The 15475-nt window shown below is 65.6% G+C and carries 10 protein-coding genes; 6 read left to right on the top strand and 4 right to left on the bottom strand.

The window, feature by feature from the left end; all coding sequences use genetic code 11:
- The first annotated feature begins 9 nt into the window (after positions 1-9).
- From AK81_RS23610 to AK81_RS23590, 5 genes are all read left to right on the top strand, one after another.
- A complete protein-coding gene (locus AK81_RS23610) occupies positions 10-981 on the top strand; it encodes a fatty acid desaturase (RefSeq protein ID WP_043203058.1) in 972 nt (323 codons plus the stop codon).
- 41 nt (positions 982-1022) lie between these two features.
- Positions 1023-1823 carry a DUF3050 domain-containing protein gene (locus tag AK81_RS23605; RefSeq protein WP_043203055.1) on the top strand — a complete coding sequence of 267 codons (801 nt, stop codon included), beginning with the start codon at positions 1023-1025 and terminating at the stop codon, positions 1821-1823.
- A 73-nt stretch (positions 1824-1896) separates the two neighbouring features.
- On the top strand, positions 1897-2961 hold the full coding sequence (locus AK81_RS23600; RefSeq protein WP_043203052.1) for an HlyD family secretion protein: 1065 nt from the start codon (positions 1897-1899) through the stop codon (positions 2959-2961).
- The gene (locus tag AK81_RS23595; protein ID WP_043203049.1) at positions 2958-4529 is read left to right on the top strand and encodes a DHA2 family efflux MFS transporter permease subunit; all 1572 of its coding nucleotides are present in this window, start codon (positions 2958-2960) and stop codon (positions 4527-4529) included. The genes AK81_RS23600 and AK81_RS23595 overlap by 4 nt, the downstream gene beginning before the upstream one ends.
- Positions 4499-5845 carry a TolC family outer membrane protein gene (locus tag AK81_RS23590; RefSeq protein WP_043203047.1) on the top strand — a complete coding sequence of 449 codons (1347 nt, stop codon included), beginning with the start codon at positions 4499-4501 and terminating at the stop codon, positions 5843-5845. Before AK81_RS23595 ends, AK81_RS23590 begins: the two co-directional genes overlap by 31 nt.
- Here the strand turns inward: AK81_RS23590 and pcaQ are convergent.
- The 4 genes from pcaQ to AK81_RS23570 form a co-directional block, all read right to left on the bottom strand.
- On the bottom strand, positions 5836-6768 hold the full coding sequence (gene pcaQ / locus AK81_RS23585; RefSeq protein WP_043203044.1) for a pca operon transcription factor PcaQ: 933 nt from the start codon (positions 6766-6768) through the stop codon (positions 5836-5838). The genes AK81_RS23590 and pcaQ overlap by 10 nt on opposite strands.
- Positions 6769-6926: 158 nt before the next feature.
- A complete protein-coding gene (gene nirD, locus AK81_RS23580) occupies positions 6927-7289 on the bottom strand; it encodes a nitrite reductase small subunit NirD (RefSeq protein ID WP_043203043.1) in 363 nt (120 codons plus the stop codon).
- Complete coding sequence (nirB, locus tag AK81_RS23575; protein WP_043203040.1) at positions 7289-9841, bottom strand: nitrite reductase large subunit NirB; 2553 nt, start codon at positions 9839-9841, stop codon at positions 7289-7291. Before nirB ends, nirD begins: the two co-directional genes overlap by 1 nt.
- 304 nt (positions 9842-10145) lie before the next feature.
- Positions 10146-14171, bottom strand: a complete 4026-nt coding sequence (locus AK81_RS23570) for a bifunctional nitrate reductase/sulfite reductase flavoprotein subunit alpha (protein WP_043203038.1) — start codon at positions 14169-14171, stop codon at positions 10146-10148.
- A 339-nt stretch (positions 14172-14510) separates the two neighbouring features.
- Here AK81_RS23570 and map point away from each other — a divergent pair, with 339 nt between their 5' ends.
- Positions 14511-15287, top strand: coding sequence for a type I methionyl aminopeptidase (map, locus tag AK81_RS23565; RefSeq protein WP_043203036.1), 777 nt, complete (start codon positions 14511-14513; stop codon positions 15285-15287).
- The last annotated feature ends 188 nt before the right edge of the window (positions 15288-15475 follow it).

Raw genomic sequence — 15475 nt, 5'->3', positions numbered from 1 at the left:
GCCAGGCCGATGACGCAACTGGCACTGGACAAACCTTCGCTACGCCCGGAGCGCAGCCTGCTCAAGCCGTCGGCGCTGGAAACCACCTTGGTGGTCGGCTATGCGTTGCTGCTGTTCGCCGCGCCGCTGGCGCTGCTGGTGGCCACCCTCGAACAGGCACCGCAGGCATGGCCGCTGGTATTGCCGCTGCTACTGCTGGCGGGCTATGGCCTGTTCCTGCAGGGGATCCTCGGCCATGAAGGTTTCCACTTCAACCTCAGCGACAACCGCCTGTACAGCTGCCTGCTGGCGGTACTGCTGAGCTCGATGCTCACGGGCTTCTGCGTCACCGGCTACTTTGTCGACCACTGGCAGCACCATCGCCACAACGGGGGCCCCAAGGACCCGGACTGGCGCCTGCTGCGGCGCTACCGCCTGGCGCTGAGCCGGCTGCTGGTATCGCGCCTGCATGCCACCGCCTGGTATCTGCTGCAAACCGTACGCCTGGCACTGCCCGGCGCCAAGGTCAGCGGCGCGCTGCCTTTGCCGGACCCGCAGATCCGCTTGCTGGCCAGAACCAACCTGGTGTGCCAGCTGTTGTGGCCGGCGCTGTGGCTGCTGCTGGCGGCGAAGTGGCCGCTGCTGCTGCCCGCCGTGGCCGGTTGCCTGCTGCTGGCGTTGCTGATTTCTGCCCTCAACGCTTATCAGGAGCATGCCTTCGAAGCCAGCGTTGCGCTGCCGGTGGCCCGCTCACGCACAGCCCGCATGAGCACCCTGCTGCACCTGGGCTCCAACTACCACCTGGAGCACCACCTGTACCCGCGGGTACCGTGCTGGCGCCTGCCGCGCCTGCACCGCCAACTGCTCGACAGCGGTTGGTATGAAGGCCGTCAGGCGCTGCTCGAACCGCGTTTCTTCGGCGCCTTGCGCTACTGCAAGGCACGTTTCCCGTACGCCGGGGCCTGGCAAGCGATGCCACCGCCCGGCCCCTCCGGGCAGTGATTCAGGCCCGGTGAGCAACCTACACACTCAAGGAACCGAGTATGTCTTTTGACGTAGATGAACTGATTGAAAACGAGCGCCGCACCCTGCTGGCACACCCGCTGTTCGCCCGTATCAGCACCCTGGATGACGTGCGCCTGCTGATGGAGAACCACGTCTTTGCCGTGTGGGATTTCATGACCCTGCTCAAACGCATCCAGCGCGACCTGACCTGCGTCAGCCTGCCTTGGCTGCCGCCACGGCACATCATTGCCGCGCGGCTGATCAACGAGATCGTCACCGGCGAAGAAACCGACGAACACCCTGGCGGCGGCTTCATCAGCCACCTCGACCTGTACCTCAGCGCCATGGACGAGATTGGCGCCAACACCGGTCCGTTCCGCCAGTTCCAGGGCCTGCTGCAAGCGGGCGTGCCCCTGGCCCAGGCGTTGACCCATGTCGACATCCCGTTGCCGGCCAAGGTGTTCGTCAGCAAGACCCTGGACGTTGCCTTGCACGGCACTACCGAGCAGGTGCTGGCGTACTTCTTCTTCGGCCGCGAAGACATCATCCCGGACATGTTCGGCGGCCTGCTGCAGCGCTGGGCAATCGACGAGGCCAGCGTGCCGATGCTCACCTACTACCTCAAGCGCCACATCGAGATGGACGGCGACGATCACGGCCCCGCGGCCAAACGCATCATCGCCGAGATCGTCAGCGAACCGGCGCAACAGCAGGCCCTGGCGAAAAGCGCCGGCGACGCGCTGGTAGCCCGCACAGTGCTGTGGGATGGCGTACTGGAGCAGTTGCACCAGCGCGCTACCGCGACCGCGCAGGCCACCTGCGAAGCGGTAGCCAGCTGAGCATCAGCCCTTGCCTGCGCCCGCCGCAGGCAAGGGCTGATGGCCCACAACGACAAGGACGAGAGCGTGTGACATGGTGAAAGGCAAGTACGCCAAGTTGGCAGTATCGGCGCTGGTCATTGCAGGCCTGGCAGTGCTGGGGCTGCAACGCTGGCAATACGCGAGGCAGTACGTCAGCACCGACAACGCCGAAGTGGAAGGCGTGATCATTCCCATTCGGGCACGGCTTAGCGGCGTGGTGGTACAAGTGCCGGTGAACGAGAACTCACGGGTGAACAAGGGCGACCTGCTGTTCCAGGTGCGTGAGGACGAATACCAGCAAAGGGTCGAACAGGCCCGGGCCAATTACCTGGGCGCGCTGGTGGCCACCGGGCAAGGCGGCATGCCCGGCCTGATGGACAGCCAGGTACGCAGCGCTGCGGCGCGCAGCCAGGCGGCACAGGCCACCATCGGCCAGCTGGTAGCCAACGTCGAGCAGGCCCGCAGCGACTACCAGCGCACCCAGCGGCTGGCCGAACAAGGGGTAGTCAGCACCCAGGACCTGGAAACCGCGCGTGCCCGCTTCAATGCCTTGAACCACCAGTTGCAGGCGGCCCGCGACAACTCCAAGGCGGCCCGTGAAGGCACCTTGGCCAACCAGGCGGCACTGAAGGTCGAGGAGTACCGGATCAAGGCAGCCGAATCGGCCTTGGCCCTGGCCCGCCTCGAACTGCAGGACACCCGGCAGGGTTCACCCCAGGGCGGCGTGATCGTGCACAAGGATGTGCAACCCGGGCAGTTCGTGGTGGCCGGGCAAAAGTTGCTGAGCCTGGTCACCACCGAGCGCATGTGGGTGGTGGCCAACTTCAAGGAAACCCAGATCGGCCGTGTGCGCGTCGGCCAACCGGCACGCATCAGCGTCGATGCCTTTCCCGGGAAGCAGTTCGACGGCGTGGTGCACAGCCTGGTGCCGGCCACCGGCGCACGGTTTTCGCTGCTGCCGCAGGAAAACGCCACGGGCAACTTCACCAAGGTGGTGCAACGTGTCCAGGCGCGCATCGAGTTCCGCCAGTTGCCCACCGCCATGCAGCAGGCGCTTAGCCAGGGCATGAGCGTTTTCGTCGAGGTTGATACCCGCGACAGCGGCCAGCCACTATGAAGTCGCCGTGGCTGGTGGCCGTGACGGTCACCCTGATCTCGATGATGGAACTGCTGGACGTGACCATCGTCAACGTCGCCATCCCCAGCCTGATGGGCAGCTTTGGCGCTTCAGTCGACGAAATCTCCTGGGTCTCCACCGGCTACATCGTCGCCAACGTAGTGATCCTGCCGGCCAGTGGCTGGCTGTCGGCCTGGTTTGGCCGGCGCCGCTACTACCTGGTGTCGTCGGCGCTGTTCGTGCTGGCCTCGCTTGGTTGCGCGCTGTCGCAGGAGCTGTGGCAGATGGTGTTCTGGCGCGTCATTCAAGGCCTGGCCGGGGGTGGTTTGCTGGGCATTTCGCAGGCGATCATCTACGACGTGTTCCCCAAGGAAAAGGTCAGTGCCGGCATGGCCTTGTATGGCGTCGGCGTGATGATGGGGCCCACCATTGGCCCGTCGGTGGGGGGTTACCTGATCGATGAGTTTTCCTGGCACTGGATCTTCCTGATCAACCTGCCGATTGGTGCGCTGGCCCTGCTGCTGGCCTGGCTATGCGTGGACGATTCGCCCAACGAACGGCGCCCGCAAAGCATCGATTACCTGGGCTTCGTGCTGCTCGCCGTCGGTGTCGGCAGCTTGCAGATCCTGCTGGAACGTGGCGAGCACTGGGACTGGCTGGAGTCGGACCTGAGCCTGCTGTGCCTGGCACTGGCGCTGCTTGGCCTGCTGGGTTTCTGCTACTGGGAGCGGCGGGTAGCCAACCCCATCGTCAACCTGGCGCTGTTCAACAACCGCGAGTTCCTGCTCGGTTCGGTGTGCGCCTTCTGCGTTGGTTTCGGCTTGTACAGCACGCTGTTCATGGTACCGCTGCTGCTGCAGACGCTGCTGGAACAAAGCGCCTACCAGAGCGGCCTGGTGATCTTCCCCGGGGCCCTGGCCAGTGCGGTCAGTACCCTGGTGATCGGCAAGCTTTCGCAGGACAACCGCATCGATGAGCGCTACTTCATTTGCGTGGGCATCCTGGTCTACGGCTACGCCATGTACCTGCACACCCAGTTCACCCTGCAAAGCAACCCCGACACCCTGTACTGGCCGCTGATCATCCGTGGCTTCGGCCTGGGCATGATCTTCGTGCCACTGACCAACCTGGCCATGCGCCAACTGCCGGCCCAGCTGATCTCGGTCGGCTCCGGCGTGCTCAACCTGATGCGCCAGCTGGGTGGCAGTGTCGGTATCGCCATCGCCGCCACCTTGCTCACGCGTTTCTCCTGGGCACGCTACCGCCAGCTCGCCGAGCATGTCGACGAAAACCGCCTGCTCATCAGCGGCTGGGACCTGGCCAACCTCGACCCGCGCCGGCTCTCCACCGACCTGCTCGGCGCCGACCAGGCCAACGCCGTGCTGGCCTTCATCCAGGCGCGAGAACAGGCCCAGATGCTCGGTTTCAGCATGCTCTTCGGCCTGCTCGGTGCTGTGATGCTGATTGGCGTGCCCATGGTGCTGCTGATGCGCAACCCCCGCCAACCCAAGCCCTCACTTGCAAAGGAGTCCGTAACGTGTTCGGACAATGCACACGAATCCGCCTAGCGCTGCTGGTGCTGACACTGTTCTGCGCCAGCCCGGTCCAGGCCCTCGACCTGTACCAGTCTTACCAGCAGGCCCTGGGGCATGACATGGCCTACTCCGCTGCCCAGCAACGCCAGTTGGCAGCGGCGCAAAAGGCCCCGCAGGGCCTGGCCACGTTGTTGCCACACCTGTCCCTGGAAAGCGGCGCGGCCTGGGTCGACCGAGAGCACAGCGGCGCTGCCAGCCGCAACCGTGACAATTCCAATGCCTACGCGCTGGTGTTGATCCAGCCGCTGCTGCGCTGGCAGAACGTCATCGGCCACGAACAGGGCAAGGCCCTGGCCACGGCTGGCGAAATCGACCTGCTCGCTGCCCGCCAGGACCTGATGCTGCGCGTGGCCGATGCCTACTTCGAGCTGTTGCTGGCCGAAGACCAGTTGGCCACCAGCCGCCAGCAGGTGAACACCCTTGGTCAGCAACTGGACAAAGCGCAGCGTTTCCGCCGCGAGGGTTCGGGTACCGAAAACGAGGTGCAGCGTATCCAGGCCCGCTACGACCTGGCGCAGGCCGAGCATATTGCCGCCGGCAATACCTTGCGCCTCAACCAGCAGGCATTGGCCCGGCTGACCGGCAGCACCGCCGGCGAGCTGGCCAGGCTTGATGACCAGGTGGCATTCAGCGGTCCGCAGCCGGCCCGGCTGGATGCCTGGACTGACCAGGCCCGCCAGCACAACCTCAAGGTGCAGGCCGCCGAAGTACGCCAACTGATCGCCGAGCAGGAAGTGGACAAGCAACAGGCCGGGCACCTGCCCACCCTTGATCTGGTGGCCGCGCATGGCCGTTTTGCCTCGGTCGGTGGCAGCCTGTACGACGTGACCGTGCCCGAGGAGAAGTACACCCAGACGGTGGTTGGCGTACAACTCAGCGTGCCCCTGTATGCCGGCGGCGGCACCCAGAGCCGCACCCGCGAAGCCCGCGCCCTGCAGGGCGCCGCAGAGGATGAGCTGGAAGATGCCCGCCGCGAGGCCGACTTCATGGCCCGCCAGGCCTACCTCAACCTGACAGGCGGCATCAGCCAGTACCAGGCCTTGCAACAGGCCTTGCGCTCTAGCCAGAGTGACTTGCGTATCACCACGCATGCCTTCGAGGCGGGCGCACGCATCAGCAACGACGTGCTGGATGCCGAGCAGCAGCTGACCCGCACCCGCCTGCAACTGGCCCGCCAGCGCTACGCCATCCTGCAGGCTCAGTTACGCCTGATGGCGGCCAGCGGCAGCCTCAGCGACGACAACCTCAAAGCCCTCAGTGCCCTGCTGACCGCGCGGGTTCAAGGGTAGGCGCCCTCGCGGTATTGCCCTGCCACCTCGCGCAGCACCTCGCACACCCACTGCCCCGGCAGGCTCTGCGGCAGGGCGGCATTGCGACAGATGCCGACCGAGCCGCCGGGCTCGCGCACACCCAGGTCAAGCTCGACCAGTTCGCCACGGCGCAGGTCGAGCAACACAGCATCGCGCGGCGCCACCCACAGGCCATCGCTGCCCAGCAGGTAGCGCCGGCTCAGGGCCAACGACAGGGTTTCCAGGCGCTGCGCCGGCATCTGGATGCCGCATTGCACAAACAGGCTGTCGGCATGCTGGCGGATAGTGGTGCCCGCCGGCGGCAACACCAACGGGTAACGCCCTACCTGGGCGCGCTCGACCGGCATGGCGGCCAGCAGCGGGTGGCCCGGGCGTACCACCAGGCTCATCGACTCGCTGTACAGGTGCTCGAACGAAAGGCCCTGGATCTGCGGGCTGTCGGTCATGCGCCCGACCACCAGTTCCAGTTCGCCCAGGCGCAGTTGGCCGAGCAACTGCGCACTGACCCCGGTGGCCACACTGATGACCAGCGCTTCATGGCGCTGGTGCAGGCGGCACAGCACTTCGGGCATGAGCAGGCCCTCGACCGTCGACAGCACGCCAATACGCACCTGCGAAGGCGCCCGCGCTTCGCCGCGCAAGCTGCTGACGCCATCGCGCAGGGCCTGCACGCTGGGCCCGGCATAACGCATGAAACGCGTGCCAGCCGGAGTCAGCTCGACGCCCTGGCGGCTGCGCACGAACAGGCGCGCTTCCAGCAGGTCTTCGAGTTCCTTGAGGGTCTTGGAGATGGCCGGCTGGCTGATCGCGAGCACATCGGCAGCCCTGGCCAGGCTGCCCTGCCGGGCAATCTCCAGGAAGCACAGCAGGTGGCGGTATTTGATGCGGGTATCGAGGTTCATGCAGCAAGCTTAACGCATTGCCGCATGCAGATAACCTGTGCCGGCCCTTTCGCGGGCACGCCCGCTCCCACAGGGATCGGCACAGCCTTCAAGACCTGTGCAATACCTGTGGGAGCGGGCGCGCCCGCGAAAGGGCCGGTACGGGCGGTATATGAATATCAGGCTACTGCCAGTTCCACAGCCTCACCGTTCAGGCGCACCGGCCACACCCGCAGGCGCTGCCCGGCATCTTCCAGGCACGCCCCGCTCTGCAGGCTGAAGTGCTGCTTGTACAACGGCGCCGCAACCACCAGTTCGCCCTGCACACTGCCCACCAGCCCACGGCCGATGATATTGGCACCGGAGCGCGGGTCGCGGTTGTCCACCGCATACAGCGGCTGCGCCTGCCCCGGCAGGTAGAAGAGCGCCACCTGGGCCCCGTCGAGCCACACCACTACTCCAGAGTCAGCCACCAGGTCGTGCGCCTGGCACACCGCCTGCCAGTTCTCACAGGTTTTCACAGCAGCATTGGACAGGTTCATCAGACAGCCTCCTCGACAGTTGGGATCAGATGCAGTGGCGCAGCAGGCCGGCGTTGTTCGCGTTCGCGCACGAAGTGCACGTCCGGGTCGGCACGCCGGTCATTGACGAAGGTGCGGAAGCGCTTGAGCTTCTCCGGGTCGTTGAGGGCGTTGGCCCACTCGCATTCATACTGGTCGACCACATGCTGCATCTGCGCTTCCAGCTCGCTGGCCAGGCCCAGGCTGTCATCGAGGATCACCTGCTTCAGGTAGTCCAGCCCGCCTTCCAGGTTTTCGCGCCACACCGAGGTGCGCTGCAGCTTGTCGGCCGTGCGGATGTAGAACATCAGCACGCGGTCGATCAGGCGTACCAGGGTTTCGTCGTCCAGGTCGGTGGCGAACAGCTCGGCATGGCGCGGGCGCATGCCGCCGTTGCCGCACACGTACAGGTTCCAGCCTTTGTCGGTGGCGATCACGCCGATGTCCTTGCTCTGCGCCTCGGCGCATTCGCGGGTACAGCCCGATACGGCAAACTTGAGTTTGTGCGGGCTGCGCAGGCCCTTGTAGCGGTCTTCCAGGCGCAGCGCCATGCCGACGCTGTCCTGCACACCGTAGCGGCACCAGGTGCTGCCCACGCACGACTTCACGGTGCGGGTCGACTTGCCGTAGGCGTGGCCGGTTTCGAAGCCGGCCTCGATCAGTTCGCCCCAGATCAGCGGCAGTTCGTGCAACTGGGCACCGAACAGGTCGATGCGCTGGCCGCCGGTGATCTTGGTGTACAAGTCGTATTTCTTGGCCACCTGGCCGATGACGATGAGTTTGTCGGGGGTAATTTCACCACCCGGGATACGCGGCACCACCGAGTAGGTGCCGTTCTTCTGCATGTTGGCCATGAAGGTGTCGTTGGTGTCCTGCAGCGGCACCAGCGCCGGGTCCATGATCGGCTGGTTCCAGCACGAGGCGAGGATGTTGCCCACCGCCGGCTTGCAGATGTCACAACCAACGTGGCCCTTGCCGTGGCGCTCAAGCAGCTCGCTGTAGGTGCGGATGCCCTCAACCCGCACCAGCCCGTAGAGCTCCTGGCGGGTGTAGGCGAAGTGCTCGCACAGGCTCTTGTCCACCGCCACGCCGCGGGCGGTCAGTTCGTGCTCGAACACCTGCTTGAGCAAGGCCGCGCAACCGCCGCAACCGCTGGCGGCCTTGGTGCAGCCCTTGACCGCAGCAAGGTCGCTGCAGCCACTGTCGATGGCTGCGCACACCGCGCCCTTGCTGACGTTGTGGCACGAGCAGATGGTCGCGCTGTCGGGCAGCGCATCGGCGCCCAAGGCCGGGGCGCCACCGCCTTGCGGCAGGATCAGCGCTGCCGGGTCGGCTGGCAGGGCGATGCCGTTCTGGGCGTACTGCAACAAGGTGTCGTAATAGCTGTTGTCGCCGACCAGCACCGCGCCGAGCACGTGCTTGCCGCTGGCGTCGACCACCAGCCGGCGGTAAGCGCTGTTGGCTTCGTCGATGAAGCGGTAGCTGCGTGAACCAGGGGTGGCGCCATGGGCATCGCCAATCGAGCCGACATCCACACCCAGCAGTTTGAGCTTGGTCGACATATCGGCGCCGGTGAACGCCACCGCCGCTTCCCCCATCAGCAACGCCGCCAAGTTGCGCGCCATGCTGTAGCCCGGGGCGACCAGGCCGAACACGCTACCGTTCCATGACGCGCACTCGCCGATGGCAAAGATGCGCGGGTCACTGCTGCGGCAGTGGTTGTCGATCACCACGCCACCACGGGCGGCGATGTCCAGGCCGCAGCCACGGCCCAGGGCATCCTGTGGGCGGATACCGGCGGAGAACACGATCAGGTCGGCTTCCAGGTGCTCGCCACCGTCGAAGTTCATGCGGTAGCGGTAGGCTTCACCGGTGCTGATCGACTGAGTGGCACGGGACAGGTGTACGCCAACGCCCAGCGCTTCGATCTGCGCCTTGAGCGCGGCACCGCCCTCGCCGTCCAGCTGAACCGGCATCAGCCGTGGGGCGAATTCCACCACGTGGGCCTCCAGGCCCAGCGACTTGAGGGCGTTGGCCGCCTCCAGGCCGAGCAGGCCACCACCGACCACCACGCCCCGGCGGGCACCCGTTGCGGCAGCGCGGATGCCATCGAGGTCGTCGAGGGTGCGGTAGACCAGGCGGGCATTGCCGCTGGAGCCTTCGATAGGCGGCACGAAAGGGTAGGACCCGGTAGCCAGGACCAATTGGTCGTAGCCGTAGCGGCCCTCGGGGGTGACTACCTCGCAGCGCTCACGGTCGATTTCCAGCACGGCCTCGCCCAGGTGCAGGTGCACACCGTTGGCGTTGTAGAAATCGTGCTCGCACAGGGCCAGCGTCTCGGCACAGCTGCCGCCGAAGTATTCGGACAGGTGCACGCGGTCGTAGGCGCGTTGGCGCTCTTCGCCAAACACCCGAACCTCGAAGCGCTGCAGGGCGCCGCGGCTGACCAGTTGTTCGACGCAATGGTGCCCGACCATGCCGTTGCCGACGATGACCAGTCGCTCTCGTTGCCCGCTGCTCGCTGTTGCCTTCATAAGCCGATCCTCGATCAAAAAAAAAGCGCCTGGAGCCGAAGCTCCAGGCGCCTTTGCCTGTATTCATCACGGTAGGGGGCCCGGGTTGATCGCCGTTGATCAGTGGGCTTTGTTGTAGCTGGGGTAAAGCAGGGACTGTGCCAATCCTCTTTCCTGTACTGGCCCTATCGCCGGCAAGCCAGCTCCCACAAGGGCCGCCACAGGTTTCGAGGTTTGCGAAATACCTGTGGGAGCTGGCTTGCCGGCGATAGGGCCAGCACAGCAAGTGCACATTCCAAGTGCATCACTTCCCATCCCGGTGCACTCAGTACACATCCCGCCGATAACGCTTGGCCTTGCTCAACCCTTCGACATAGTCAGCCGCCTGCGCCGCATCCATCCCGCCATGCTCAGCCACGATCGCGCGCAACGCCGCATCCACATCTTTGGCCATACGCTGCGCATCCCCACACACATAGAAGTAAGCCCCCGCTTCCAGCCACTGCCACAGCTGCGCCCCCTGCTCTAGCATGCGCTGCTGCACATAGATCTTCTGCGCCTGGTCCCGCGAGAACGCCGTGTCCAGCCGTAAGTGCCCTGACGCCTCCCAGGCCTGCAACTGTTCCCGGTAATAGAAATCGGTCGCCGCGTACTGCTCACCAAAGAACAGCCAGTTACCCCCCTTCGCCCCCCGCGCCTCCCGCTCTTCGAGAAACGCCCGGAACGGCGCAATGCCGGTACCCGGCCCGACCATGATCACTGGCACGCTGTCGTCCTCGGGCAGCCGGAAATGCTTCGACATCTGCGGGAAAATTGCCACCTTCAACGCTTGTGCACGGTCGGCGAGAAAGGCCGAGCACACGCCCTTGCGCTCGCCGTAACGCACGGTGGAAACGGTGAGGTGGACCTGGCCGGGATGCGCCAACGGGCTGGAGCTGATCGAGTACAGGCGCGGCTGCAAGGGTTTGAGCAGGTCCAGCCAGTCGGCCAGTGGTAGCTGCTGCGGAAAGGCGCGCAGCACATCGACCAGCTGCCGGCCCCACAGCCAGTCCTGCAGCTCGGCCTTGCACTCAGGCTGCAGCAGACGCTGCAGGTCCGGGGTAATGCCAGCGAAGGCCTGCAGTTGCTGCGTGGTGACCTTGGCGATTTCCAGGTGCGCGTGCAGGGCTTCGGCCAGCGGCATGGCAGGCTGGCCCTTCAGCTCGACCATGGCCAGGCCATCGAGCTGCATCAGCGCCAGCAGTTCGTCGACCAGGGCCGGGCAATTGCGCGGCCACACGCCCAGGGCATCACCGGCGGCATAGCTGAAGCCGCTACCGCTCAGGTCGAACACCAGTTGCCGTGTTTCCTTGCTGGCACCGGGGCCGTTAAGCAGGTGGTTTTCCAGCAAAGCGGCGGCCCAGGGTTGTTGTTTGCTGTAGGCCGGCATGGGGGCGGGTTGGCTGGCCGGTTGTGGCGCAGCGGCCCTGCCCAGCGAGGGCAGCAACGCGTCGAGCCAGCCTGCGAACGCTTCGTCAAAGTCTGGCTCGCAGTCCACCCGTTGCAACAGGCGCCGCCCGCCCAGCTCGGCCAGGCGCTGGTCGAGCTTGCGGCCAAAGCCGCAGAACTGGTCGTAACTGGAGTCGCCCAAGGCCAGCACGGCATAGGGCAGTTCGGCGCAACAGGCGCCCTCCTCGCCCTGCAAGGCCTGCCAGAACCTCGCCGCGCTGTCGGGCGCGTCGCCATCGCCGAAAGTGCTGGCGATCAATACCACGCTGGCAGCGCCCTGCAGCTGCGCCGGGCTGACCGCCTCCATGCAACTGAGCTGCACATCCAGGCCGGCACCGCGCAGGCGTGCGGCACAGCGCTCGGCCAACTGCTCGCCGTTGCCGGTCTGCGAGGCCCACAGCACCTGATGCCGTGGCGTTGCCAACGCCGCAACGGGCAGTGCCTCAGGCTGGGCGAACAGCCCGGCCAGCAAGCCTTCGATAAACAGCCTGCGGTTGGCCGCCAGTGGCGCACTGGCCGGCAGGCTAGGCACGCCCTCGGCGCGGGCCTGGTCCAGGCCCAGCACGAAACCTTGCAGGTAATGGCGCTCTTCTTCTGCCAGCACCGGGGTTGGCAGGGTGTCCAGGCCAAGCAGACGGGACAGGGTGGCAGTGGGCATGCGGGCGGGCTCCGAAATGGCAGCGTTCAGGTCAAGGGCGTCGATACGCTCGCCTGCAACCCGTTGCAGGGCCACGGCGCAGTGTTTGAAAGCGGGTTGCAGCGACAGCGGGTCGACGGCATCGCAGGTGACGGCATTGATTGCCAGTTGCTCGCCGGTCAGGTCGTTCCAGTGGAACGGTGCAAAGCAATTGCCTGGCATCACCCGGTCGCTGATTCGCGCCGGCAGCACGGCTTGACCGCGCCGTGAGCGGATGGCCACCTGGTCTTTTTCAGCGATGCCCAGGCGTGCGGCGTCGTCTGGGTGCACTTCGACAAAGGGGCCAGGCTCCAGCTTGTTCAGCGCCGGCACCTTGCCGGTCTTGGTCAGGGTGTGCCACTGGTGCTGCACGCGGCCGGTGTTCAGCACCATGGGGTAGTCGTCATCCGGCAACTCCGGCGCCGGCAGCCAGGGCCGGGCAAAGAAGCGGGCCTTGCCACTGGAGGTGGGGAACGCCAGCGCCGGGCAATCGCCTTGGGCATCGTGCAGCAGCGCCTGGCTGCTGCCGTCGTTCAGGTAGCGCAATGGGCTGCGGTCGCTGTCACGGCCTGGCGCACAAGGCCACTGGTGCGGTTGCTGGCGCAGCTCGGGGTAACCGATACCGCGCAGGTCGTAGCCGGTGGCGGGGTTATGGAAGCGGCGGATTTCTTCGTACACCGCTTCGGCATCGGGGTAGTCGAAGGCTTCGGCGTAGCCCATGGCGCAGGCCACCCGGGCGATGATCTGCCAGTCGGGCAGGCTTTGCCCTGGCGGCTCGACGGCGCGCGGCATCAGGGTGAGGTTGCGTTCGCTGTTGATCATCACGCCCTCGCCTTCGGCCCACAGCGCGGCCGGCAGCAGGATGTCGGCGTAGCGGTTGGTTTCGGTGTCGAGAAAGGCATCCTGGCTAATCACCAACTCGGCCTGGCGCAGGCCATCGATCACTTGCTGGCGGTTGGCGACGCTGGCCACCGGGTTGCTGCAGATGATCCAGCACGCTTTTACTTCACCCGCTTTCATCTGCTCGAACAGCGCCACCGTACCCTCGCCGCCTTCGCTGCGCAGGCTGCCGGGTGGCAGTTGCCACTGCTGCTCGACAAACGCGCGGTCGCCTTCCACCAGTGCCGAACGCTGGCCTGGCAGGCCGGGGCCCATGTAGCCCATCTCACGGCCGCCCATGGCATTGGGCTGGCCGGTCAGCGAAAACGGCCCGCTGCCGGGGCGGCAGATGGCGCCCGTGGCCAGGTGCAAGTTGCAGATGGCGTTGCTGTGCCAGGTACCGTGAATGCTCTGGTTCAGGCCCATGGTCCAGCAGCTCATCCAGTTTTTGGCGCTGCCGATCCATTCGGCGGCCTTGATGATGTCGGCCTCGGCCAGCCCGGTGATGGCGGCCACGCGCTCGGGCGTGTAGTCATCGAGGAAGGCTGGCAGTTCGTCCCAGCCTTCGGTGTGGCGGGCGATGAAATCGGGGTTGGTGTGGCCATTGCGGTGTAGCAGATACAACAGGCCATTGAGCAGGGCCATGTCACTGCCGGGGCGCACCTGCAGGAACAGGTCGGCCTTGTCGGCGGTGGCGCTGCGCCGTGGGTCGACGACGATCAGCCTGGCGCCGGCCTTGACCCGGTCGAGCAGGCGCAGGAACAGGATCGGGTGGCAGTCGGCCATGTTGGCGCCGATCACCAGGAACACGTCGGCGTGCTCGAAGTCCTGGTAGCTGCCAGGTGGGCCGTCAGCACCGAGCGACAGCTTGTAGCCGCTGCCGGCACTGGCCATGCACAGCCGCGAGTTGGACTCGATGTGGCGGGTGCGGATAAAGCCTTTGGCCAGCTTGTTGGCCAGGTACTGGGCCTCCAGCGACATCTGCCCCGATACGTACAGCGCCACGGCGTCGGGGCCGTGCTGGTCGATGATGCCGCGCAGGCGTTTGCCGGCGTCGGCGATGGCCTGGTCCATGCCGGTGCGCGCCGGTTGCTGGTTGCGCTGCTGGCGCACATAGGCGTCTTCCAGGCGGCCGGCGGCCGTCAGCGGCACGTGCGCGGTGAGGCCTTTGGTACACAGCCGGCCGAAGTTGCTGGGGTGCTGCTTGTCGCCGCTGACCTTGACGACCTTGCCATCGGCAACGCTCATGACGATGCCGCAGCCAACGCCGCAGTAGGGGCAGACGCTGCGTACTTCGCTGTTGGCCATGGGCGGGCTCCTGTGGGAAACGCAAAAAGGCGCCGGCTGCCCCGGCTTGCTGAAGCAAGCGGGGCAACACGGCGCCTTTGTCGTGAAGTTTTGTAGGCTGTCGACGTTGATAGCCCGAGATGAGGGTAGAACAGCAATTTATGGGCCAGCTATACCGACCCTTTCGCGGGCATGCCCGCTCCCACAGGGCTATCGCAAGGCCTGAGGCCGGTGCCGTACCTGTGGGAGCGGGCGTGCCCGCGAAGAGGCCGGCACAGGCGACGCACCATGCGGTGGCAACCTCCCGCCCCCTGGCGCTATGCTGGGGCAAATTTCAGCACGAGCAACTGCCCTCCCCTTATGTCCCAGGTGATCCTCAAGACCCCCGCCCAACTCGACCTGATGCGCCGCGCCGGCCAACTGCTGGCCCAGGTTTTCGCCGACCTTGATAGTTTCATCCGCCCCGGCGTGACCACGATGCAGATCAACGACCGTGCCGACGCGTTCATCGTCAATACGCTCAAGGCGCGGCCAGCGAGCAAGGGCCAGTACGGCTTCCCCTACTCGCTCAATACCTCGGTGGACCACGTGGTGTGCCATGGCATGCCCAATGCCGATGAAGTATTGAAGGAAGGCTCGATCATCAACGTCGACATCACCCTGGAACAGGGCGGCTACATTGCCGACTCGTCGAAGATGTACAGCATCGGGCACATCAGCGATGAAGCCCGACGCCTCGTCGACACCACCTACGACGCGCTGTGGAAAGGCATCGAACAGGTGCGCCCCGGGGCCACGCTGGGCGATATAGGCCATGCCGTCCAGGCCCATGCCGAGGCGGCGGGCTACAGCGTGGTGCGCGAGTATTGCGGCCATGGTATCGGCCAGCAGATGCATGAAGGGCCGGAAGTACTGCACATCGGCCAGCGCGGCATGGGCATGAAGCTGAAACCGGGAATGGTGTTTACCATCGAGCCGATGATCAACCAGGGTGGGCGCGGTACGCGCACGTTGAAGGATGGCTGGACGGTGATTACCCGCGACCACAGCCTGTCGGCGCAATGGGAGCATACCGTGGCGGTGACCGAGGACGGGTTCGAGGTGCTGACGTTGCGGGAAGAAGAGCGCCAAAGCTGAAGCTGCAGCAAATCCCGTGTGGGAGCAACTGTCTTCTTGTGGAAGCTGGCCTCGCCGGCGATGGGGGGCGTAGCGCCCTAGGCCCGGCTGTGCCGGGCAACGCCAGCAAGGCTTGCTCCTACGAGTGAGCTATTTGCTCCTTCCAGGGCGTTCCGGTCTTGAGCATCGCATTTAGCCGCACTATCAAT

It is taken from the genome of Pseudomonas putida W15Oct28 (assembly GCF_000708715.2).
In the GTDB taxonomy this organism is placed as follows: domain Bacteria; phylum Pseudomonadota; class Gammaproteobacteria; order Pseudomonadales; family Pseudomonadaceae; genus Aquipseudomonas; species Aquipseudomonas putida_R.
This window is presented reverse-complemented; position numbering and strand designations above follow the sequence as displayed.